This window comes from Pseudomonas sp. c313 (assembly GCF_055407145.1).
This window is the reverse complement of record NZ_JBUZRD010000011.1, coordinates 38,452-61,361: the sequence shown is the minus strand read 5'-3', so window position 1 is coordinate 61,361 and position 22,910 is coordinate 38,452. Positions and strand designations below refer to the sequence as shown.

Here is a 22,910-nt window from a genome sequence, read left to right as displayed (position 1 = left end):
AGAGCCATGAGCCTGCATACCCGAACCAAACGACTGACCGTTCCCCAATTGGTCGCTATGAAGGGACAACGGAAAATTGTCTCCCTGACCGCGTATACCAGCTCTATCGCCAAGTTGATGGACCCTTTCGTCGACTTCATCCTGGTCGGTGATTCGACCGCCATGGTCGGCTACGGCCGTACCTCTACCCTCGACATGAGCCTGGACGAAACCATCGCTCATACCCGCGCCGTGGTCAGCAGTACACGACTGGCCTGTGTGATCGCCGACATGCCGTTCGGCAGTTATCAGGAGTCGCCACAGCAGGCGTACCGCAACTGCGCGCAGGTGCTGGCGCGCACCGGATGCGACGCCATCAAACTGGAGGGCGGCGCGGTCCTCGCCGACACAGTCGAGTTCCTGGTCAAGCGCGGCATACCGGTGATGGCGCATATCGGCCTGATGCCGCAATACGTTCACGCCATGGGTGGTTTCAAGGCCCAAGGCATGAGCGAAGCTGCGGCCCTGGCCATCGAGACTGATGCTCGCGCACACCTGCAGGCCGGCGCTTTCAGTTTGTTGCTGGAAGGCGTCGCCGAAGGGGTGGCGCGCCGGGTGACCGACTTTTCGCCGGTACCGACCATCGGCATCGGTGCCTCACCGGCCTGTGACGGCCAAGTGCTGGTGACCGAAGACATGCTGGGGCTCGGGGGTGACCATGTGCCACGCTTCGTCAAACAATATGTCGATATCGGCGCACTGATCAGCCAGGCCTGCGAAGAATTTGCCGCGCAGGTGCGCGACGGCACCTTCCCCGAGCCCAAGCATTGCTATGGCGTCAACTGAACGCCTGACATTCAGCTCTCATCTTGAATGGCCTGGGTCAGCATCTTCAGCGCATGGACGATGTCCTTGCTCCAGTCGATGGTGTAGCTCAGGCGCAAGTGGTGCTGCCACGCACCCTGCTGACTGAATATTTCGCCGGGAGCGATGACGATGCGTTTGGCCAACAGGCGCTCGAACACCCGGCGCATATTCACCGGGTGCGTGGCCTCGATCCAGAACGCTGCGCCACCCCGGGGGGCCACAACCCGCAACTGGCCTTCGGTGTGTTCGTACAGCATGTCTTTCATACGCTGCATGCGATCGACCAGCATGCTGCGCAGCATCTGAGTGTGCTGGTCGATCCGGCGCGTGGCGAATAACTTGGCAATCGCTTTTTGCCGAATCGGCGACAAGCGAAAGGCGCGCTCCAGAAACAAGCGGTGCAGCTCAGGTCCCTGGAACCGACTGAGCACATAGCCGTATGGAGCTTCCGAGCCGATGATCTTGTCGAACGTCGAAAACACCAGCAAACGCTGCGGGTCGGCAAAGTCGCGGTAACGCGTGGCATTGGGCTCGAAACTGAATTCTCCATAGCTGTCATTCTCGAACAGCCAGATCCGGCGCTCCGCCAACCAGCGACAGATCAATTGCTTGTCTTCAGCCGGCATCAGGCTGCCGTGAGGAATGCTCACGGTGGACGACAACACCGCGAGGCTGATCGGCTCTCGCTGCAACAGCTCCTGGACTTGATGCAAGTCGAAGCGCCCATCGTCGCCCAACGGCATTTCGATCACGCGGATTTTGGCCGCGTGCAGTTGCCGCAAAATGGCCCAGGAGCACGGGGACTCGACCAGCGCCACGGTGCCCATGAGGTTCAGGGCTTCAAGGGATATTTCCAGCACGCTACGCAGATCGGAGCCGATGTACACGTGTTCGGCGCGCCAGTAGCACGTCGTCGAACGGGTGTAGCGATCCGCCAGGACACTGCGCAATTCGGTTTCGCCAAACGGCTGGTAGAGCGGTGCATGGGAGCGCGGATATTGTCGCATCAGCTCTCGCTCTGTCATCAGCAACGGGTTCTCCAGCGACAGCAGCATCGCCGGGGCATCGCTGCTGAGCGCCAGCATGCCGGGTTGCCGGGCATTGGCGAAGACGTTGTCGAGCAGGTTGGGCGAGTCTTCGTTGAGCAGCGCGGTGGGCATCGCCTTGATGTAGTAGCCGAGCTTGGGCCTGGCGTAGATCCGTCCCTGGTCTTCCAGCAATGAATAGGCGTATTTAGTCGTGGACACCGACACGTTCAAACGCTGCGCCAATTGGCGCAGCGAAGGCAGTTTCTGCTCTCCCTCAGGGCTCGCGGCTTCGATCAGTTCGACGAGATAGCGGTAAACGGCCTGATAGGCAAATGTTGAATCTTTACTTGGGTTCATGCTCAATCGCTTTAAATCCTGGTGCGTTAGGTACTGCGCCTGCCCATCGAGGTCATGACCACGAGGTAAACGCTTGCACTCGGCCGTCCATGCCGACGCTCAGGCTCGAACGGATGCCTGTCGGTCAAAAAGCGTAATCAGCGGTGAACGATTTCGATAGCCACACAAGGTGCCAGGTGATGGTTGGCACTGTTTTCCCCGTGGACGACTGCCGAAAGCCTGACACGGATGGCATCTTCAGCAGTACCGGCAAAAATTTACAGATTTTTCAGGGTTGACCCGCTCTGTCAGCAAAGCACGCACCGATCATCGACTCGATGCGGGGGGTGAAGCCGTTACTGCGGACCGATGCCTTCATCCGCCAGTTTTTGCAGGGACGGAACGATCGGGGTGTCAGCATCAACCGCGTCGTCAGCGTCCTGCCCGGCGTCGGTCGTCAGGAAGATTCGATAGTGCTCGCTTTCAGAGGTCGATGCCAATTGTGTGGGGGGGGGGTGAGTGCGGGGTAGGATGATGTTGTTAGAGAACGGACCCCTTTCGGCCAGAAACGGACGATCGCAGAGGACTGCTTCCGACCTGCAATGGACAGTTCCAGCGCCTAGAAAAACGGGGGGGGGAATTTAGTTTTAGATGTGCCATTTAGTACAATATTCGCACTATTAAAAAAGGAAGCTGGACACTATTTCCAGTTTCCTTTTTATAATTTCACATGCGATCTCGCATTAACCGCCGGCACTAATAAGTACCCATGGCGGTTTCTGCGCTGACAAATAAATGTCTGTTATGCGTTTGGAGGCGTGCCTTCAGCGTGTGACAAAACTGCTTCGATTTGGATCAAAGCATCTTGAAGCAAAGCTGATACACCCACTGTCCTTCGTGCAGGAATACCGCCTGGGAAGAATGTTGTGTAAACCTCATCTACAGCATCAATATCTTCGATATTTTTGAGGAAGATATTTATCTTAACCACATCACCCATAACGTGGTTGATACTTTCCACAATTGCCTTGATGTTTTTCAAGCACTGCCCAGCCTGCTCTTTTACACCACCGCCAACCACTTCACCCGTTTTTGGGTCTACAGGCAATTGAGCTGAGAGGTGGTTGTAATGAGAAAAAGCTACCGTTTGTGTAGATAGAGCGCTTTTTGGTGCGTCTTCTGTATTGTTTGCCCTGATGACGAGGCCATGTCTATCTTCAACAATTTGCGGTGGTGTGCCATCCCCGTGTGACACAACTACTTCGATTTGTACCAAAGCATCCATAGGCAAAGCTGAAACTGCAATTGCCGTCCGTGCAGGAACATAGGCTACGGTCCTAGCGATAGCTGAGTCTGGGAAAAATGTTGTGTAAACTTCGTTTACAGCTTCAATATCCGAGAGATCTTTAAGGTAAATATTTACTTTAACAATGTCATCAAAAGGAACGTCGATACTTTCTAAAATTGCCTTGACATTCTTCAGGCACTGACCGACCTGCTCTTTCACACCACCTGCTACCAATTTCCCAGATTTTGGGTCGATAGGTAATTGGGCTGAAAGGTTATTATAATGAGAGAACGCTACAGTTTGCGTAGACAGAGAGCTTACTGGTGCGTTTTCCGTATTTTTTGTAGTCTTTACTAGATCGCCTGCCTGTGGCGCGTTTGGAATTGTACCCTCGCCGTTCGACACAAGTGCTTCAACTTGCACCAAGGCATCCATAGGTAGGGCGGCAACTGCGACGGTCGTCAGTACAGGAACATAGCCAGAAAAAAATGTTGCATAAACTTTATTTACAGCGTCAACATCTGAAATATTCTTAAGAAATATGCTGACTTTAACAATATCATCCATAACATGGTCGATACTTTCTAGAATTGCCTTGATATTTTCAAAGCATTGCCCCGCCTGCTCTTTTACACCACCAGCTACCAATTTCCCAGATTTTGGGTCGATCGGCAATTGAGCTGACAGGTTGTTATAATGAGAGAACGCTACAGTTTGTGAATATGGACCTATACTTCTTGCAGCATTTTTCGTATTTCTTGCCAATACTGCGTTGTAGCCACTCATAATAATACTCCGCTTTTTTCTGGGACTTCGTGGATTGCGTGGCAAATTGGGTTGCTTGGCAAACACGGACAATATAAACCTGAATACGCTCACAAATATGACAAGGATCAAGTCTCTGACTAGTTATGTCTTCCGTTACCCGTATAGATCCGGACGTGCGCAATTACCGCACCCGGCTACTGCATTGAGTTCTAGCGCCGAGGCTAGTTATGGGATAAGGATATATATGTAGCTCGTGCGGATAGGAAATGAACAACCTGGCTAGCGCAGCCATGCGCTCCCGGTTCAGTCGGTGTCGCTGGCTGATCGGCTGACCGCGTTGTTGCGCCAGCACTTGATCGTGGTTTCCGGCGCGAACTAAACCACCGCTCCGAACAACGCCCCCACCAACGCTGTAATGCCCATGGCAAGGGCGCCCCAAAGCGTCACGCGCCAGGCGCCGATCATGACCCTGGCGCCCCCGGCCTTGGCGGCGATGGCCCCCAGCCCCCCGAGAAACACCAGCGACATACCACAAATCCACGGCACAACACTCTGCGGTGGCGCGATGAAAATCACCGCCAACGGCAAGGCTGCGCCAACCACAAAACTGGCGGCCGAGGCGAGAGCGGCCTGTAGCGGTTTGGCGGTGAGCGCTTCGCTGATACCCAGTTCGTCCCGGGCGTGGGAGCCGAGGGCGTCATGGGCCATCAATTGGTCGGCAACCTGATGCGCCAGTTCGGGTGATACACCGCGATGCCTGTAGATATTGGCCAGTTCGGTGTGTTCGGCCTTTGGGTCGCTCGCCAGTTCGGCCCGTTCCCGGGACAGGTCCGCCCGTTCGGTATCCGCCTGAGAATGCACGGAGACGTATTCGCCCGCAGCCATGGACATGGCTCCCGCCACCAGCCCCGCCATCCCGGTGACCAGCAGGGTTGAGTGAGTGGCGTTGGCGGCAGCGACGCCAATCAACAGACTGGCGGTGGAGACGATTCCGTCGTTGGCCCCCAGGACGGCGGCGCGAAGCCAGCCGATACGATCACTGCGGTGAGACTCGGTATGTCTATGCATGAATTTCATGGTTTAACGTGACTCACTGTCATTGTGCGGATAAGACCGTTTGTAAAAACGCTCGCTCGGCAAGGGGACTCAGCGCGTTTCAATCTGCGCCTGCAACTGGCCACCGACAATGGATATTTCCTTGAACTGTTTACCGTCGCGCAGTACGAACAACGCGTCCATCTCGCGCGCCTGCGCCAGGCGTGGGCCTTCGATTTCGCCCAGCACCATCAGCGCCGTGGCCCAAGCATCGGCGAGCATGCACGAGGCCGCCACCACGGTGACGGCCGCGAGCAGGTTGCACAACGGTGCGCTGGTGGCCGGGTTCATGGTGTGGGCATAGGACTGCCCCCTCACATCGACCCAGTGTCGGTAGTCCCCGGACGTGGCGATGGCGGCATCACTGAGTTCCATCACACCCATGACTTCCCGCACGCCCCGACAGGGTTTTTCAATGGCCACGACCCAGGGCTGAGCATCAGGTTTGACGCCACGGGCGCGCATCTCGCCGTCGATGCCAACCAGGTAGCAGGCGATGCCAAAGCCCTCCAGGCAGCGGGCCAGTTCATCGACGCCAAACCCCTTGGCGATGCCATTCAAGTCAAGGTTGAGCGGCGCACGTTTACGCACTTGATTGCGTTGCGGGTCAACCACCAGCGCTGCGCTGGCGGACAGCCTGGTTCGCGATGGCATCGTACCGAGCGCCGGCTCCGTGACTGATTGTTCGCCGGGACCAAACCCCCAGGCGTCCACCAGATCACCGACGGCGATGTCGAAGGCACCGCTCGATTGCTGACTGACCCGCAGCGCGGCGGACAGCACCGTGGTCAGCTCCTTGGGCACAGACAGCCATTGCTGCTCGGGCGCCGTGTTGAGGCGGTTGAGGTCGGAGTCGGGTTTCCAGGTGGACATTTGCTGGTCCACCCGGCCCACGGCACGTGCCAGGCTAAGGCCGATCTCGTCGGTATCGATCCCGACACTGGCATAGAACAACGCGGTGTAACGGGTGCCCATGGTCTCGCCGTTGAGGCTGTAGCGTTGCACATCAGTAGACATCTTCACGGTAGCGTCCTTGTGCCTTGAGGATCAGCACGCTCAGGTTGAGCGGCGCCAGTACTTCATCCAGGGCTTGCATCACGCCTTTGGCCATCTCGCGACTGCCACACACCAACACTTGGGCGCCTTTTTCAATTAGCCGGCGCAAGGCCAGGGCATCGCTGATCAGCCGGTCTTGCACGTAACTGCGGTCCTGCACCTGGGAAAAAGCTGCGCGCAATACGGTCAGGCGCCGGTCTGCCAGGTAACGGTTAAGCTCCGGTTCGTAGAGAAAATCCGAGGCCGGGTTGCGCCCGCCCCAATACAAGTGCATGGGATGTCGGGCCTTGTTGTTGCGGATAAAACCGGCCAGGGGACCAATGCCGGTACCGGCGCCGATCAGAATCACCGGGTGCGCGCCCGACGCCGGACGAAATTGCGGGTTGGGCTGGATAAAGGCTTCGATCGACGCGCCGATGTTCAGGCCATGAAGAAATTCCGAGCACACGCCACCTTCGTGTTTACGTACGCAGATCTCCAGCACATCGTCTTCTGAGCTGCTGGCCAGCGAGTAAAAACGCGGGACCGGGCTATCCGGAGGAAAAATCCCAACCAGGTCACCGGCCAGAAAGCCCGGCATCTCGTCGGGTGCCTTGAAGCGTAGTACGTGGGTCGGCGCATTCACCTGTTCGCCGTAGACGATGCGCTCCGTCAGCTCCAATTGATGGGTGTGCGGCCGCTGCGGGGCATGGACCAGTAGCAGGTCATGCCCCAGTACTTCGCCCAACGCATGGCCCCAGCGAGCAAACTCCTGAGAGGACTGACGGTTGACGGTTTCCAGCCCCAGCAACGACGAACCACCGGCCTGTAACATGGCGTCTTGCACCTGATGGGCGTACTGACAGAACTGCGCAAACTGCCGGTCACCCAAACCCAGCACGGCAAATGGCAGGCCGGGTTTGAGGCCGACTTTTGTCAGTCGTGCCAGGAACTGCGAGGCCGAGGCCGGTGCGTCGCCGTCGCCGTGGGTCGCGGTAAGGATGAACACGCGTTGAGCGTTGCCGTAGTCGTTGGCGTATTGATTCATCGCCGCGCTATGCACCCGGTGTCCGGCCAGGTGCAAGGCTTCATGCAAGGTTTTGGCAAAGCCCCAGGTGCTGTTGTTTTCACTGCCCACCAGAATCACGCTGTCGGCGGATTGGGCGGGGCTGTTGTGGCGGATGTTCGGGCCGGCCTTGCGGCGGCGCCACCACAGCAGAATGCCGGTCACGCTCATCAACGGTACACAGAGGGCGCAGAGCCCGAGCGGTAGACCCAGCCACCAAAGACCTTCACCGGTGTGCAACCGGTAGATCCATTCGTAAACGTTGTGCATCGAGTCGTGGGTTTGATAGGACAGCAAAGCACCGCTGGCCGGGTCCACGTAGCCATCGCCTTGAGCCGTGCGCAGGGAAAACACGTCCTGCGGATTACCTGGGCTTGGGTAAACCAGTTCGCGCAGGTCGTTCAGGTCGGTGGCCTGCAAGGCTTGCAGGTTCGCCACTGGCAAAGCCGAGCCGGCGCTGACGTGGGCGGGGTAGGCCGGTTCACTCTGACTGCCGTCGGAGATCAAGCCGAAGGTAGTGGCCGACATATAGAGCCCGCTCAATGCCGACAGCAGCAGCCCGAGCACTGCCAGGCGCCCGACTTGCGCGTGCCAGCGCTGGTTGAAGGTGCCCTGCAGTGGCCGGAGCAGATTTCTCCAGCCGCCCAGGCGCCGGGCCAGCAACAGCGCGCCGGACACCGACAGCATCAACATGAACAGCGCCCCGGCGCCCGACACCCCGTGGCCCGGTGTGCCCAGAAACAGCGAGCGATGCAGGTCTTTCATCCAGCATGAGAAGGCCGAGGGCTCGTAGGGCGCGAGGCCCTGGCCGGTCAGTGGGTCAACCTTTTCGGCCCCGGCCTGACCGTTCTGGTTGTAGTAGACGATGACCGTGCCGGACGCTGTGCGCTGGATTTGCTCCACGCCCGGGAAGTGGCTGGCAACACGCCCGGCCAACTGGCCAACGTTGAGATGCCCGACAGCGGTGGACGTGCTGTGCAGGCGTTCCAGGGCCGGATCAACGGACAACACCGCACCGCTGATGGCCAACAGCATGACCAACAGGGCAGCGATCAGGCCGGGCAGTGAATGAAACTGGCGAAGCATGTTCAGCCTCCAGAAATGGCAGGTGCTACAGATCGTAAGTAAAGGACTCGACGTAGGTACTGCCGGTCACCGGTTTGCCTGCGCCCTTGGAAGTCAGAGGTACGCTGACATCGGCGCGGGCATCACGCTTGTCCTCGACGGCGCTGTCGATGCGGATCTGATACCCGGCATCGATCAAGGTGTCTGCCAGTTCAACGCTGACTTTGAGGGTGCGCCCGCTGCCGACACTGGCCCCGCTGACCCCGTCAAATTCGCTCGGCTTCATCCCGCTCCCACGAGCCCAGTCGGTCAAGTGCCGGTAGTACTTGGCCTTCTTGCCGGCCACCCACAGGGTTTTCTGGTATTGGCCATTGGCGTCGGTGACGTAGATCGCCAGATACGCATCGTTTGCGCTGTAGTCCTTGAGCTGGGTGGTCAGCGTCACTTCACGGGCCTGGGCCAGGCCCGGCAGGACAATGGCACCGACGAGGCAGGTTGCAGCGATGATTTTTTTCATGGGAGTGTCCTGTTTGAGTGTTGTGGCGAGAGCCTGGACCTGCTGGCTGACAGCAACCTGAAAGGCCTGGAAAAAATCAGTTCTCGGGCGGGGGCGATCACTCAGGGGGACGGCTGACGAGATAATCCCCGGCGTCGCCATCGTCGCGAAAATTGATCTGCAACGTGCGCAGACGCAGAGAGGCCGGCGCGTAGCGAGCTTCGATAGCGTTGCCCTTGCGGTCAGCACCCTTGAGCTTGTAGCAACCGTCGTCGACCTTGATGCGCTGCACGCTCCAGCCGTATTGCTGCTCCACCTGCTGACGCAAGGTTTCGCGCGGTTGCCAGTCGCTGACCGGGTCGCTGCAGTCGTCATCGGCCAGGGCATAACCGCTGAGCAACAAGCTCAACAGCGCGGTACTGGCAATAAAGCCTGTTTTCATGATCTGTCTCCTGCGGGGGGTGGCATCTGAGGCATACCCTAAGGTGCATTCCTGACAACCAACTGAATCTTCAGATTCACGTCAGGTAAGGCAATTAAGGTGTTGCACGACAACCATCACAGGAGGTGCCAGATGCGAGTTTTATTGGTCGAGGATGCACCTGGACTGGGGGAGGCAGTGCGCGAGCAGATCGCCGATGACGGCCATGCCGTGGACTGGGTGCAGCGCCTGGACCATGCGCGCAACAGCGTGCGCACCACGCCTTACGACTTGATCCTGCTTGACCTGATGTTACCGGACGGTCGCGGCCTGGACTTTTTGCGTCAGCAGCGCTCAGCGGGGGACGTCACCCCGGTGATTATCCTGACCGCCCAGGATCAGATTTCCGATCGTATCGCCGGCCTCAACGCCGGGGCCGACGACTACCTGGTCAAACCGTTCGACCTGTTCGAGCTCTCGGCTCGTGTGGCCGCAGTGGCCCGACGTTACAGCGGCAACCCCAATCCGCAGATCAAACTCGGCGATTTGCAGGTCGATATGAGTGCCCGTACGGTACATCGCTGCGGTGCGACCGTGGACCTGACGTCCCGCGAGTGGGCGCTGTTCGAAGCGTTTGTCCAGCGCCCCAGTGCGCTGCTGTCCAAATCGCAGCTCGAAGAACGCTTGTACGCCTTTGGCGCCGAAATCGAGAGCAACACCATTGAGGTCTACATCAGTCGCCTACGTAAAAAACTGGGGCGCGAGCTGATTGAAACCGTGCGCGGGATGGGTTACCGGTTGATGTCCGCATGAAGTCGTCTTCAAGCCTGCAAAAGCGTCTTGGCCTGGGGTTAACCCTGGGCATGACCTTGCTCTGGCTGGGGGCGACCGTTGGCGCCTGGCTGGTGGTGCAACATGAGTTGAACGAGGCGTTCGACAGCGCACTGGAAGAGACCGCGCAACGCATCCTGCCCCTGGCCGTGCTGGAAATCAGCAACCGGGAAGAACCCCGTGAGGCACAGCACGTGGCCACCCTGAAAATGCACAAGGAATACCTGACGTACCTGGTGCGCAATGCCAAGGGTGAGATCCTGATGCAGTCCCACGACGCCAACCCGAAGATTTTCAACAAGCAACCGGCTGAAGGTTTTTCCACCACTAAAAAATACCGTCTGTATGGCGCCAGCGCGCTGCGGGAAACGGTGTTCATTGAGATCGCCGAACCCCTTGACCATCGCCGTGAAGCTGCGCGGGAAGCCTTGTTTGCCTTGTTGTTGCCGTTATTGGCGCTGATTCCCATCAGCCTGTTGGGCACTTGGTTGTTTGTGCGCATCAGTCTGCGCAGCGTGTTGGCCTATCGTCGTGCTGTGGAGGCTCGCGGTGTGGGTGATCTGTCGCCAATTAAAGTGGAGCGCCTGCCTGCAGAAATCGATCCATTGGCCGATGCGGTCAACCATCTGCTGGAGCGTTTGCGCAAAGCCTTGGAGGCCGAGCGCAGCTTTACCGCCAATAGTGCCCACGAACTACGCACGCCACTGGCCGCGACGCTAGCGCAGACTCAACGGCTGTGCCAGGAAGCGCCCGAAGGCCCGTTGCGAGTGCGTGCGATGAAGATTGAAAACTCGTTACGGGAGCTGGCGCGGCTCTCGGAAAGACTTATGCAACTGGCCAAAGCCGAGGGTGGCGGGCTATTGTCCGAATCGCCCCAGGACCTGATACCGTTGCTGGCCCATGTAGTCGATGAGTGGAACCACAGCCGCGGGTATCGGATCGAGTTGCAATTGCCAGCCCAGGTCAGCGTGTACTCGGCCATTGACCCAGACGCCTTCGGCATCCTGTTACGCAACCTGATCGAGAATGCGCTGAAGTACGGCGCAGCGGATCAACCGATTGTGGTCAGCCTCACCGACCAGGCGTTGCTGAAGGTGGTCAACAGTGGCCCGGCGGTGCCTGAGCCGATGTTGCAGCGCTTGACCGAGCGTTTTGTACGGGGCAACAGCGAAGCCAGCGGTTCAGGGTTGGGGTTAGCGATTGTCAAAACCATTGTGCAGGGAGTCAACGCGAGAATGGTATTGGCTTCGCCTGCAGCAGGTCGACAGAACGGATTTGAAGTTTGCATCTGGTTACCGCTCGCGTCGACCATCGAAAAGGCTGATTGATAAAGCTATCTATAAGCGCACTTTCCTCAGAGCGACTCAATGAAGTCAACAAAATGAGTCCCTCATATCGGGTGACAAAACCAGGGTCGACTCAGTAAACGGCAGCCCGCCGGCTCAACGGAACTCGAAGAGTTCGATGTGCAGGTTGGCTTCCGGAATCCGGAGGGCACGCATCAGTTCACGAACCTGAGCCAGTAACCCCTTGGGACCACAGAAACTGACCTGAACCTTGTGGGGTTCGGTCTGGGCTACTGCCTGACGCAGGGTTTCGGCCAACTGATCGACGCCACCGACATTGCCTACGAACTGCACTCCACGTACCTCGGCCATGGCTTGCAACTGTTCGGCGGGCGGGAAGGCCCGTGAGGGGTTGAAGCAATAGACCAAGGTGGCTTTGTCGAAGTCTTGGCCGCCCGGGTCTTGCAACCAGGAAATAAAAGGTGAAATACCCACACCTGCGCCAATCCAGACTTCTCGTTCGGCCTGGGGCTGGCGCTTAAAGCGTCCATAAGGGGCGTAGATATCCGCGAGCATGCCAATTTTGACCTGCTCGCGCAGCTTTTGGGTGTAATCCCCCAGGGCCCTGATCACGAACTCAATTTGCCCATTTGCCTCATAGGCGCTGGCAATGGTGAACGGGTGCGGCTCACGCAGCCCCTTTTGCTTCATCGCCAGAAAAGCGAACTGCCCGGCCTTGAAGGAAAACCCTTTATGCACGGTTGCCAGTGTCAAATGTAGCGCGCCTTTGTCGCTGGAAACTGCCGTAACTCGGTATTCCCCTGCACGGGCGAGAAATGGATAGAGCATCAGTTTATAGAGTGCTGCCACCACACCCAGCCCACAGAACAGCATCAACCAAATGCCTGAAGGACTGGCCAGGGTGATGGGTGACTTGAAGCTCAGCCAATGCAAAATTACGATCAGAAACAGCGGGCCGGATAATTTGTGCCACCAGCGCCAAAGGCGGTAAGGGATCTTACGGTTTAAAGCGAGCAGTACAATCAGGCCCAAGGTGACGTAGCTCAATTGGCGTACCAGTCGCGTCCAGTACTTGGGAAGCTCCAGAATAGGTACGCTGTTCCACACGTCCAGGTTGGCCTTGAACACAAAGTGATACGTGGCGAATACCAGAGCCCAAATTCCCAGCCACTTATGCGAATCATAGACCCGGTCCAGGCCGCCAAACAGGCTCTCAACCACACGCCAGCGACTGGCCAACAGGCAGGACACGGCCATATAAACCAACGCTGTAGTACCGAGGACCAGGCTCAGGGTCGCCGAGGTCAGCCAGGTATCAACAGGGACCTCAATCAACAAAGTAAGGGTGGTGATTAGCAATATACCAACGATACAGTGCCAGCTTTTCAACGTGAATGCTCCGATCATCAATCCGTTGTCATGGGGACTGAAATCTAGCCTTCCGTGGAAGTTTCAGGGGCTTTAGACCTTAGCAGGTTGCTGAAAGGGGAATATGACCTCGGTCATCATCAGCCCAGAGTATCGTCTGAACCACGATATGCGGATGACTTACTATAAGCGTCCGAGCTACGCCGCAATCACCGACCGGCGCCCACCATGGATCAACACATGAACCGCCAGGCCCGCCGCCAGCCCCCAGAACGCGCCGCCCACGCCCAGCAAGGTCACATTGGCTGCCGTTGCCAGGAACGTGATCAACGCTGTCTCACGGGTTCGTGTATCGGCCATCGCATTGGCCAGGCTGGTACCAATGGCCCCCAGCAAGGCGAGGCCCGCCAGCGTGGTGATAAAGGCCCGCGGCAAGACCATGAATAAGGTCGCAAGCGTGACCCCGAAGATGCCGACGGTAACGTAGAGCAGACCGCACACCAGCCCGGCAATGTAGCGCTTGGATGGGTCCTCATGGGCGTCCTTGCCTGTGCAGATGGCTGCTGTGATGGCCGCGACGTTGAAGGCGTGCGCACCGAACGGCGCCATGATCAGCGAGCCCAGGCCGGTGACGGTGATAATCGGATTGGCACTGGTCTTGAAGCCGTCATTGCGCAGCACCAGCATGCCGGGAATGTATTGCCCGGTCAGGGTGATCACGAATAGTGGCAGCGCCACGCCCAGCAGCGCAGCAATGGAGAACTGCGGCATTTCAAAGACCGGCGCAGCCAGTTGCAGATGAATGCTCTGCAAGTCGATCCGCTCCTGACCGATCAGCATTACCAGGCCGATCAGCAGAATCCCGACCATAGCAAATCGCGAGGTGAAGCGACGCAGCACGGCGTAAGACGCCAACAGCACGATCACCAGCAACGGGTCGACGCTGGCGCCACCAAATGCCGCCACACCAAATTGCAGCAGGATGCCGGCGAGCAAACCAGCAGCGATGCCGCCGGGGATCAGCCGCACCAGGCGTTCGAACGCACCGCACATGCCCAACACGATAAAACCGATGGCGCACATGACGTAAGCGCCGATCACTTCACCGTAGGGGGTAAACGGCATGACGGTTGCCAGAAAGGCGACGCCGGGTGTCGACCAGGCCGTGATGATCGGCTCGCGGTAGCGGTAACTCAACCAGGCCCCAGTCACGCCAACGCCGATGCTCACCGACCAGACCCAGGACGCGGTTTGCGCCGCGCTGAGTTGCGCCAGTTGCGCGGCCTGGAAAACCAGGACAAAGGTTCCAGCGTAATTGACGATCACTGAAATCAGCGCGCTAATGCTGGGGGCGATGATATCGGTGGGGCGCAGTCCGGTGGCTGATCGGCTCATGGGGGCGTTCCTTGCTGATGGGGTTGAGGCGTGCAGGAGAAATGGCTTCACTCCCCTGGCAGTCAGGGCTCAAAGCCTAACAGCCAGCCGGACCGCCCTCTCAGTCCACTTCCCCTTATCCAGCCAGACCGCATTATCAGGATTGGCCCCCGTCGAATGACTAACGGATTGCCTTGGCCAACTGCTGGATAGCCGTCTCGATTTCATTCGGGGTGAGCGCCGCGAACCCCAATAACCATCCTCCCTGGGCAGGCGGCTGGGCATAGAGGCGGCTCAGGCTCGGCAACTGGATGCCCACCCGTGCGGCCTGCCTGATCGTCTCAATCTCCGACCAGCCTTCGGCCAGTACACAAGGCATCTGCAATCCACCCGGAGGCAAGCGGGCCGTGACGATTTCACGCAGATGACGCTGTACGGCTTGCCCCATCGCGTCACGGCGAGCCCCATAGATTTTGCGCATTGCGCGAATGTGGCTGGCGAAGTGACCGCCCTCCATAAAGCGCGCCAACGTCAGTTGCGCGATCTGCGGGGTGTGGCCATCCAGAATGCTGCGGGCGTAAGTCATGGGTTTGACCAGCTCAACGGGTAGCACCATGTACCCCATCCGCAAACCGGGGTACAGGGACTTGCTGAATGTGCCCAGGTAAATCGTTCTCTGGTACGCGTCCAGCCCTTGCACGCAGGCGGTCGGCAAACCTTCATAGTGGAACTGGCTGTCGTAGTCGTCTTCGATAATCCAGCCTTGGCGCTGCTCGGCCCAGGCGGTCAGCTCAAGGCGTCGCTCCAGGGCGAGGGTGGCGCCGGTGGGATACTGGTGTGAAGGCGTGACATAGACGGTATTGGCACCGCTCTTGTCTGCGCGCAGTTGATCCATGCACAAGCCTTTGTCGTCCACCGGGATCGGCACAATCTTGAGCTGAGCCATTTCGAAGGCCTTGCGCGCACCGAAGTAGCCAGGATCTTCCATCAGGATTGGCTGACCGGCGTCCACCAGAACCTGGGCGCACAAGAACAGTGCCTGGCGGGTACTGGACAATACCAGCACCTGGTCCGGCGTCACGCGGGCGCCGCGCTCCAGGTTCAGATAGTCGGCAATGGCCTGGCGCAGTGGTTCGGCGCCTTGTGGGTCGCCGTGCAACAACACGCTCGATCGGCAGTCCTTCAAGGTCTGGCGCTGCAAGCGCTCCCAGATATCGACCGGGAAGGTGCGCGTTTCCGGCAGCCCTGTCGCGAAAGCCTTGACCACTTGCTGGTCGCAAACGCCGCCACTGGCGAGGATGTCCGCGCCCCTTGTGCTGAGCGCTGCGCACACACTCACCGGCGTGGATTTACGCCTGCGCACGCCACGCAGGCTCGGCCCGATTTTCTCGGAAACGAAGCTGCCCGAGCCTTCACGCCGGCAGAGGTATCCGTCCAGTTGCAACTGGACGTAGGCAATCTCCACCGTGTCCCGGGACATGCCCAATGACCGTGAGAGCGTGCGGGTGGCGGGCAAACGGCAACCAGGCGCAAGCACGCCCTCAAGAATCAATTGGCGCAGTACCCGCTGCACGCGTACGCGCAAATCCAGTGAAGCCAGTTTTGAATCCGCAAGGCGGATCTTGAGCGTATCCAGCTCGAAGTTGTGGGTCATGTACTTTGCCAGGGAAGAAGAAGGCGACGTGCTCAAACCATCCATCTTTGTTCGGCGATGCCTATATGTCCATGAGCAAGATCGGCAGTGCGTTTCGGGACGGCGCAATGGTAGGTATTTCACACGGTTCAAAACCGACCACTTCAGCTCAACCTGGCAGGCCAATCCTGTGCCGGTTCTCTGGGATATGATGGCGACCCGGCGTTTTGCTGAAGATAAACGCACGATTTACCTGGGGCCAGTACATTCCAAGGGAAATGCTTGAGCCATTGGCCGTTGCTACGCCAGGGCTAGCCTTATAAAAACTCCTCACTCATTCACAATTCGTTAAGAATTGCCCTCGTATACTCGCCGATTGCCTGGAACGTTCCCCCGAACGCTCCCCTGCCCCGGTAGCCAGAATCCATGACGCGTCCTGCTCCTCTGTTGCTTCTGCTTGGCTGTCTGTTGTTCTTTTTTGCCCTTGGCAATCACGAGCTGCAAGGCTCGACAGAGGCCCGGGTGGCCGGGATCGCCATGGCCATGCACCTGGATAACGACTGGGTAGTGCCGCGACTGTTTGGTGAGCCCTTCCTGGAAAAACCGCCCTTGAGCCTGTGGCTCGACGCGGGTGCGATTCGCCTGTTTGGCGCCAGTACCTGGGCGGTGCGGCTGGCCTCGGCGTTTGCCGGGTTGTTCAGTGTGATGCTGCTGTACGGCATGCTGCGCAAGTTCGGGAGGCCAAAGACCCTGGCGTTCGTCGCGGCCCTGATGCTGGCAACCATGGCCAGTTACTGGAGCAACGTACGCGGTGTCGGTGAAGACGCATTGCTCAGCCTGGGCGTGACCATGGCGCTGCTGGCGTTTTACCAGGCGACCCGCCCCGAGGCGAAGCAATCATCCGCCATGTGGGGCCTGTTTACCCTGGGAATGGTGATCGCCACCTTGAGCAAAGGCGTACTGGGCCTCGCGATGCCGGGCATCGTGATCTTCGTCTACCTGGCCTGCACCAGCCTGTTGGACAAGCGCCTACGGATCGGCGACTGGCTGCGGCCAGGGTTGTTCACATTATTAGCGTTGGTACCGTTGCTGATCTGGTTGGGCTTTCTGTTTCAACGCGACGGGATGCAGGCGGTCGGTGCGGTGCTGTGGACCAACAGCGTCGGACGCTTCAGTGGCTCGTTTGTCGAAGCCGGGCATTACGAGCCCTTCTACTATTACCTCGTCAAATTGCCCGAGGCGTTTCTGCCGTGGAACATCCTGGTGTACCTGGGGCTGTGGCACTTTCGCAAAAGCCTGGCACGCAATCGTTATCGACTGTTCTTCAGCGTGTGGCTGGTGGCGCAATTCACCCTGCTGACCCTAGCATCGAGCAAGCGTACGGTGTACCTGATGTCACTGACGCCGGCCGCCGCCGTGCTGGCAGCGGAGTACGCTGGCGTACTGTTGGACTGGTTGAAACACCGCGCACGCACATCGAATTTCGCCGAGCACTTTTATGACCATCGGCGCGGCCTGATCAGCAGCTTCTTTGCCCTGGTGATTGCCAGCTACCTGGTCGCCGCGTTCTGGTTTGCGCCCAAGGCCGATGTGCGCCAATCGTTCGTGCCGCTGGTCAGCCAGATCCAGGCGCTGCAAGCCGAGGGCAAACAGGTGGTGTTGTATCAACCGAACGAACGAATCGCCGGAGCCACGGTGTTCTATACCCAGGCGTATCTGACAATTGTGCAGTCGGAGCCTGAGCTGCGAACGTTCCTCGCCGCAAAGCCGGGCAACGTGGCGATGCTGGACCGCACCGATCAACTGACGGCGCCGGTGACGGTAGTCAAGGAGATGGCGGTGAACCGGCAGCGTTACTACTTTGTCGAGCAGTGATCAGAGGGAACGCCTACCACAACGCCAAATCGTAAGTCAGATAGACCCGATAGTTATCCCGATCGCGGGCATAGGTCGAACGGTACGTCGCCTTGCGTAGCCCGGCGCCCACAACAGGGTACGTCTGAGCCGGGATTTTGCGTCGCGATTGATCCTGACGATTCTTCCTGCGAGCGCCGCAGCCGACCTCTGACCGCCCCTCAAGCGCCCTCTCGGGGCGCTTGCATTTAATGGCCGCCCATCACCACATCATGCCTTCTTGAAAAAACCGTTTCAGCTCTCGCCCTGGCTGCCGATACCTCCTGACTAACTATGGGCTGGGCGAACTCCCAGCAACTGTCATACACGTAATCTGTTCCAGGAGGAATTCGATGAACCAGTGGTTCGGTAACATCAGCGTCAACCTGAAACTGGGACTGGGCTTCGGCTTGGTACTGGTGCTCACCTCGATCCTGGCCCTCACCGGCTGGACCAGCCTCAGTGGCCTGATTGACCGTAGCAACTGGATGAGCGACATCAACCAGCTCAATGCTTCGCTGACCAAACTGCGCATCGTTCGCCTGCAATACATGCTGGCCAACGGCGACGAAACCGTGGCGCAAAACGTGCAGAACAGCCTCGACGACTTTGTCGCCCAGCAGCAAAAACTGCTGAGCAGTTTCAAGAGCCCGGAAAACCTCAAGCTGCTCAACGAGCAGAAGAGCATCATCACGGCCTACCAGCAATCCCTGAACAAAATGCGCGAGGCCTACCGCACCGGTAACGCTGCTCGCCAAACCATGGGCGACCGGGCCGACGCTGCGGGCGTGCTAATTACCGCCCTGGACCGCAACGTGCGCCAGATGCCGGAAAGCCCTGAACGCTTCGCCGAGTTCGATGCCGTCAACCACGCCAAGGAACAGTTTCAAGTGGCCCGCTATGAAGTGCGCGGCTACACCGGCGACACCAACCCAGACACCGAAGCCCGCGCCGCTGCGCAAATTGAGGCTGCAATCAACGGTTCGAAAGGGCTGAGCGCAGTATTCGGCACCAGCCAGAAAGCCGAGCTCGCCGCACTGGAAACAGCCCTCGGCGCCTACCGCAGCGCGATGCAAACCTACAAGGCTGCCAACGCCAATATCGTCCTCGCCCGCCAGGAGATGACAGTCCAGGGTGCAGGCATTCTCGCCCGCAGCGACGCGCTGTACGACATCCAGCTGGAGCGCCGCGACATGGAAAGCGCCCAGGCTCGCAGCCTGCAACTGATCAGCACCCTATTGGCACTGCTCGTTGGCATCATCGCCGCGCTGATCATCACCCGCCAGATCACCCGCCCACTGCGCGAGACCCTGGCCGTGGTAGAGCGCATCGCCTCCGGCGACCTGAGCCATAACATTGCAGTCACTCGCAGCGATGAGCTGGGCGTGCTGCAACAAGGCATCCAGCGCATGGGCACCACTTTGCGCGAATTGATCACGGGTATCCGCGACGGCGTGACCCAGATCGCCAGCGCCGCCGAAGAGCTGTCGGCCGTGACCGAACAGACCAGCGCCGGGGTCAACAGCCAGAAGATCGAGACCGATCAAGTAGCCACCGCCATGCACGAGATGACTGCCACCGTGCAGGAAGTCGCGCGCAATGCCGAACAAGCTTCCCAGGCTGCCTCGGATGCCGACAGCCAGGCGCGCGAAGGCGACAAAGTGGTAGCCGAGGCCATCACCCAGATCGAACGCCTGGCTGCCGAAGTGGCTCGCTCCACCGACGCCATGGCGCACCTGCAACAAGAGAGCAACAAAATCGGCAGCGTGATGGACGTGATCAAGGCCGTGGCCGAACAGACCAACCTGCTGGCCCTCAACGCAGCCATCGAAGCTGCCCGTGCCGGTGAAGCCGGTCGCGGTTTTGCCGTGGTCGCCGACGAAGTACGTGGCCTGGCCCAGCGCACGCAAAAATCCACCGAAGAAATCGAAGGCCTGGTAGCCGGTTTGCAGAACGGCACCCAGCAAGTGGCCACTGTGATGAACAACAGCCGCAACCTTACCGACAGCAGCGTCGAGCTGACCCGCAAGGCCGGTGTGTCACTGGAAAACATCACCCGGACGGTGTCGAATATCCAGTCGATGAACCAGCAGATCGCCGCCGCTGCCGAACAGCAAACCGCTGTGGCTGAAGAGATCAGCCGCAGCATCGTCAACGTGCGTGATGTGTCGGAACAGACCGCAGCGGCCAGTGATGAGACGGCCAAGTCCAGCGTGGAACTGGCGCGATTGGGCGGGCAGTTGCAGCAGATGGTTAGTCACTTTCGGGTGTAGCACGCTCAACTCTGGCGAGGGGCTTGCCCCCTCGCCACAGAGTATGCGTCAGCCTTAAATTTCTTCGACAAACACCAACCGATTACCGGATGGGTCACGGATGGTCATCTCCCGCGTCTCCCAAGGCGTCTCTTCAATTTCTGGCTTGGCATAACGGTAATCCTTGGCCAGCAATTGCTGCTGATACGCCTCCAGCCCCTGCGCCTGAATCCGCACCCCGACACCCGGCGAACCATCGCCATGGTGCTCGGACAAGTGCAACACGCAATCTCCCAGCGACACTTGCAGGTACAGCGGAAAATTCGCTTCGAAGCGGTGTTGCCAGTCGATCTTGAAACCGAGGAAATCGACGTAGAACTCAACGGCCCTGGCCTCGTCGAAGATTCGCAGGATAGGGGTAACTTTTCCTAAGTGCATAGCGCTGACTCCCTGTTAAGAGCAGCCACTATAGAGCAGTAAACCCCAAGCGCAAATCCCCGCTACGCGCCAAAAACCGCCCCGGACGCTGCCCGTTTGCCTGCCCGTCGCTGTAGCTCAACACGCCGTTGACCCACACCCCGTCAATCCCCTGCGCCGCGCGTTGAGGCTCCTTGAAGTCCGCTACGTCGCGCACCCGTAACGGGTCAAATAACACCAAATCCGCCCAATGCCCTTCGCGAACCTCACCGCGCCCGGTCAGACCAAACCGCGCTGCCGACAACCCGGTCATTTTGTGTACGGCGGTATGTAGCGGGAACAAACCCAGATCACGACTGAAATGCCCGAGTACCCGTGGAAACGCCCCCCACAAGCGCGGATGGGGAAACGGATCTTCCGGCAAACCATCCGAGCCAATCATCGACAACGGATGAGCGAGGATGCGCTGCACGTCCGTCTCGTCCATCCCGTAATACACCGCCCCCGCCGGTTGCAGGCGCCGTGCGGCTTCCATCAGCGGCACCGCCCAGTCGGCTGCGATGTCCTGTAAATCGCGCCCCCCCATGTCCGGGTGCGGCGTCGACCACGTGATGGTGATGCGAAAGGCATCGGTGACTTGCTTGAGGTCCAGGGTCGAAGAACTGGCGGCATAGGGATAACAATCGCAGCCCACCGGATGGGTCTTCGCCGCCTGTTCCAGGGACGCCAACAACAGCGGGCTGCGCCCCCAATTGCCGGCACCGGCGCATTTGAGATGGGAGATGATCACCGGCACCTTGGCGTGACGGCCAATCAGAAACGCCTCGTCCATCGCCTCCAGCACCGGCTCGAATTCACTGCGCAAATGGGTGGTGTACACCGCGCCGAACGCGGTCAGTTCTTCACTCAGTTGCAGCACTTCGTCGGTCTCGGCGCTGAAGGCGCTGGCGTAGGCCAGGCCTGTGGATAAGCCGAGGGCGCCGGCCTCCAGGCTTTCCTGCAACTGTTCACGCATCGCGGCGATTTCAGTGGGCGTGGCGGTGCGATGCAGGTCATCCATATGGTTGCTGCGCAGCGCCGTATGACCGATCAACGCGGCGACGTTGACGGCCGAGTGGGCGTTTTCCAGCGCTGCGCGGTAGTCGGCAAAACGCGGGTAGACGAACGCGTCGCGCTTGCCCAGCAGGTTCATCGGGTCTGGCGGATCGCCGCGTAAGTTGACCGGCGATGCGCTGATGCCGCAGTTGCCGACGATCACCGTGGTCACGCCCTGGCTGAGTTTGGGCAGCATCTGTGGCTGGCGAATCACCACCGTGTCGTCGTGGGTGTGGACGTCGATAAACCCCGGCGCCAGCACCCGGCCAGTGGCGTCGATTTCATGCTCGGCATGGGCTGCCGACAAATCGCCGATCTTTTCGATGCGCCCCTCGCACAGGGCCACATCGGCGACATAACCCGGCGTATTGCTGCCATCAATGATCAGGGCGTTGCGGATCAGCGTGTCGTACTTCATTTCAGTCTCCAAGCGGCAGGCAATCAGCGCCGCCGCGATAATCGTCCAGGGCCAGCTTGATCCGTCGCAGGCGTTCCTGGTTGTCGTCCGGCATGGCCAGAGCCAGCTCGGTGGCGAGCACGTCGATGGCCAACAGCATTCCGTAGCGCGCCGCCGTTGGCTTGTAGATAAAACTGGTTTCCGCCGGTTGCAGCGGTAGCAGCACATCGGCCAACTGCGCCAGCGGTGAATCAGGCAGGGTGATGGCGATAATGTGGGCGCCGTAGTTACGGGCCAGCTCCACCACGCTCAGCAACTCCGGGGTGAGGCCGGTCAGCGAGCAGACGATCAGCGCGTGTTCCGGGCCCAGCGTGGCGGCGGTCACGCGCATCATCACCGGGTCGTGACTGGCTGCAATGGCGTACCCCAGCCGCACCAGGCGTACTTGCAACTCGTCGCTGCACAAGCTCGACGGGCCGCCCATGCCAAACGCATGGATCATCCGCACCTTGCCCAGCAGGCTCACTGCATCGACAAAACAACGTTGATTGAAGCCGGACAAGTGCTGACGCAAGGTCACCTCGATATCGCCGAGGATCTGCCGGTGAAACGCCGACTGTTCGGGCAAGCCCGCCGGGTCGAGAAAGCGGCTGCCGACGCCGCTGGCCTGGGCCAGTTGCAGGCGCAGGTCACGCAAGTCACGGCAACCGACGCTGCGGGCAAACCGCGACAACGTGGCGGTGCTGACCTCAGCCCTTTGGGACAACTCTTCCAGGCTGGCGGACGCGGCAAAGCCGACATCGTCGAGCATCAGCTTGGCGATACGCCCTTCGCCGGCGCTGAAGGAATCCTGGCGGGCGCGGATCTGGTAGAGGATGTCCATCAATTGGGCTCCGAAT

The 22,910-nt window shown here is 59.3% G+C and carries 18 protein-coding genes and 1 pseudogene; 6 read left to right on the top strand and 13 right to left on the bottom strand.

Annotation, left to right across the window (positions count from 1 at the left end; all coding sequences use genetic code 11):
* Positions 1-6: 6 nt before the first annotated feature.
* Complete coding sequence (gene panB / locus ACZRKZ_RS23180; RefSeq protein ID WP_463982862.1) at positions 7-825, top strand: 3-methyl-2-oxobutanoate hydroxymethyltransferase; 819 nt, start codon at positions 7-9, stop codon at positions 823-825.
* 11 nt (positions 826-836) lie between these two features.
* Here the strand turns inward: panB and ACZRKZ_RS23175 are convergent, their stop codons facing one another.
* The 7 genes from ACZRKZ_RS23175 to ACZRKZ_RS23145 form a co-directional block, all read right to left on the bottom strand.
* Positions 837-2,231, bottom strand: coding sequence for an aminotransferase-like domain-containing protein (locus tag ACZRKZ_RS23175; RefSeq protein WP_463982861.1), 1,395 nt, complete (start codon positions 2,229-2,231; stop codon positions 837-839).
* Positions 2,232-3,012: 781 nt separating this feature from the next.
* A complete protein-coding gene (locus ACZRKZ_RS23170) occupies positions 3,013-4,284 on the bottom strand; it encodes a Rid family detoxifying hydrolase (protein WP_463970152.1) in 1,272 nt (423 codons plus the stop codon).
* 357 nt (positions 4,285-4,641) lie between these two features.
* Positions 4,642-5,343 (bottom strand): VIT1/CCC1 transporter family protein, encoded by a 702-nt coding sequence (locus ACZRKZ_RS23165; protein ID WP_463982860.1) that lies wholly within the window; start codon positions 5,341-5,343, stop codon positions 4,642-4,644.
* Between the two features lie 69 nt (positions 5,344-5,412).
* Positions 5,413-6,378, bottom strand: a complete 966-nt coding sequence (locus ACZRKZ_RS23160) for an FAD:protein FMN transferase (protein ID WP_463982898.1) — start codon at positions 6,376-6,378, stop codon at positions 5,413-5,415.
* Positions 6,368-8,548: a PepSY domain-containing protein gene (locus ACZRKZ_RS23155; RefSeq protein ID WP_463982859.1), complete on the bottom strand. Its 2,181-nt coding sequence runs from the start codon at positions 8,546-8,548 to the stop codon at positions 6,368-6,370. The genes ACZRKZ_RS23160 and ACZRKZ_RS23155 overlap by 11 nt, the downstream gene beginning before the upstream one ends.
* A gap of 25 nt (positions 8,549-8,573) precedes the next feature.
* Positions 8,574-9,044 (bottom strand): DUF2271 domain-containing protein, encoded by a 471-nt coding sequence (locus ACZRKZ_RS23150; RefSeq protein WP_463970149.1) that lies wholly within the window; start codon positions 9,042-9,044, stop codon positions 8,574-8,576.
* A 97-nt stretch (positions 9,045-9,141) separates the two neighbouring features.
* Positions 9,142-9,465: a PepSY domain-containing protein gene (locus tag ACZRKZ_RS23145; RefSeq protein WP_463970148.1), complete on the bottom strand. Its 324-nt coding sequence runs from the start codon at positions 9,463-9,465 to the stop codon at positions 9,142-9,144.
* Positions 9,466-9,597: 132 nt separating this feature from the next.
* Between ACZRKZ_RS23145 and ACZRKZ_RS23140 the strand changes: the two genes are divergently transcribed.
* The gene (locus ACZRKZ_RS23140; RefSeq protein WP_463982858.1) at positions 9,598-10,257 is read left to right on the top strand and encodes a response regulator transcription factor; all 660 of its coding nucleotides are present in this window, start codon (positions 9,598-9,600) and stop codon (positions 10,255-10,257) included.
* The gene (locus ACZRKZ_RS23135; RefSeq protein WP_463982857.1) at positions 10,254-11,603 is read left to right on the top strand and encodes a sensor histidine kinase; all 1,350 of its coding nucleotides are present in this window, start codon (positions 10,254-10,256) and stop codon (positions 11,601-11,603) included. Before ACZRKZ_RS23140 ends, ACZRKZ_RS23135 begins: the two co-directional genes overlap by 4 nt.
* A gap of 114 nt (positions 11,604-11,717) precedes the next feature.
* Here ACZRKZ_RS23135 and ACZRKZ_RS23130 read toward each other — a convergent pair whose 3' ends face one another.
* The 3 genes from ACZRKZ_RS23130 to pdxR all read right to left on the bottom strand — a co-directional run bounded on the left by ACZRKZ_RS23130 (position 11,718) and on the right by pdxR (position 15,978).
* A complete protein-coding gene (locus tag ACZRKZ_RS23130) occupies positions 11,718-12,971 on the bottom strand; it encodes a ferredoxin reductase family protein (RefSeq protein WP_463982856.1) in 1,254 nt (417 codons plus the stop codon).
* Positions 12,972-13,148: 177 nt separating this feature from the next.
* A complete protein-coding gene (locus ACZRKZ_RS23125; RefSeq protein ID WP_463982855.1) occupies positions 13,149-14,345 on the bottom strand; it encodes a benzoate/H(+) symporter BenE family transporter in 1,197 nt (398 codons plus the stop codon).
* 160 nt (positions 14,346-14,505) lie between these two features.
* The gene (gene pdxR / locus ACZRKZ_RS23120) at positions 14,506-15,978 is read right to left on the bottom strand and encodes a MocR-like pyridoxine biosynthesis transcription factor PdxR (protein ID WP_463982897.1); all 1,473 of its coding nucleotides are present in this window, start codon (positions 15,976-15,978) and stop codon (positions 14,506-14,508) included.
* Between the two features lie 405 nt (positions 15,979-16,383).
* On the opposite strand from pdxR, the gene ACZRKZ_RS23115 reads away from it, so the two are divergent.
* From ACZRKZ_RS23115 to ACZRKZ_RS23105, 3 genes and pseudogenes are all read left to right on the top strand, one after another.
* Positions 16,384-17,832 (top strand): ArnT family glycosyltransferase, encoded by a 1,449-nt coding sequence (locus ACZRKZ_RS23115; protein ID WP_463982854.1) that lies wholly within the window; start codon positions 16,384-16,386, stop codon positions 17,830-17,832.
* 371 nt (positions 17,833-18,203) lie between these two features.
* Positions 18,204-19,268: pseudogene (locus ACZRKZ_RS23110) on the top strand (methyl-accepting chemotaxis protein); the annotation flags it as partial.
* On the top strand, positions 19,260-20,123 hold the full coding sequence (locus tag ACZRKZ_RS23105; RefSeq protein WP_463970201.1) for a methyl-accepting chemotaxis protein: 864 nt from the start codon (positions 19,260-19,262) through the stop codon (positions 20,121-20,123). The pseudogene ACZRKZ_RS23110 and the gene ACZRKZ_RS23105, both read left to right, overlap by 9 nt.
* 54 nt (positions 20,124-20,177) lie before the next feature.
* Here the strand turns inward: ACZRKZ_RS23105 and ACZRKZ_RS23100 are convergent, their stop codons facing one another.
* Genes ACZRKZ_RS23100 through ACZRKZ_RS23090 form a run of 3 tightly spaced genes read right to left on the bottom strand, consistent with a single transcriptional unit; the run spans position 20,178 to position 22,894 of the window.
* Entirely contained in the window at positions 20,178-20,540 is a 363-nt protein-coding gene (locus ACZRKZ_RS23100; protein WP_463970143.1) for a glyoxalase superfamily protein, read from the bottom strand.
* 28 nt (positions 20,541-20,568) lie between these two features.
* Positions 20,569-22,032: an N-acyl-D-amino-acid deacylase family protein gene (locus tag ACZRKZ_RS23095; RefSeq protein WP_463982853.1), complete on the bottom strand. Its 1,464-nt coding sequence runs from the start codon at positions 22,030-22,032 to the stop codon at positions 20,569-20,571.
* A gap of 1 nt (position 22,033) precedes the next feature.
* On the bottom strand, positions 22,034-22,894 hold the full coding sequence (locus tag ACZRKZ_RS23090; protein WP_463982852.1) for a MurR/RpiR family transcriptional regulator: 861 nt from the start codon (positions 22,892-22,894) through the stop codon (positions 22,034-22,036).
* Positions 22,895-22,910 lie beyond the last annotated feature (16 nt).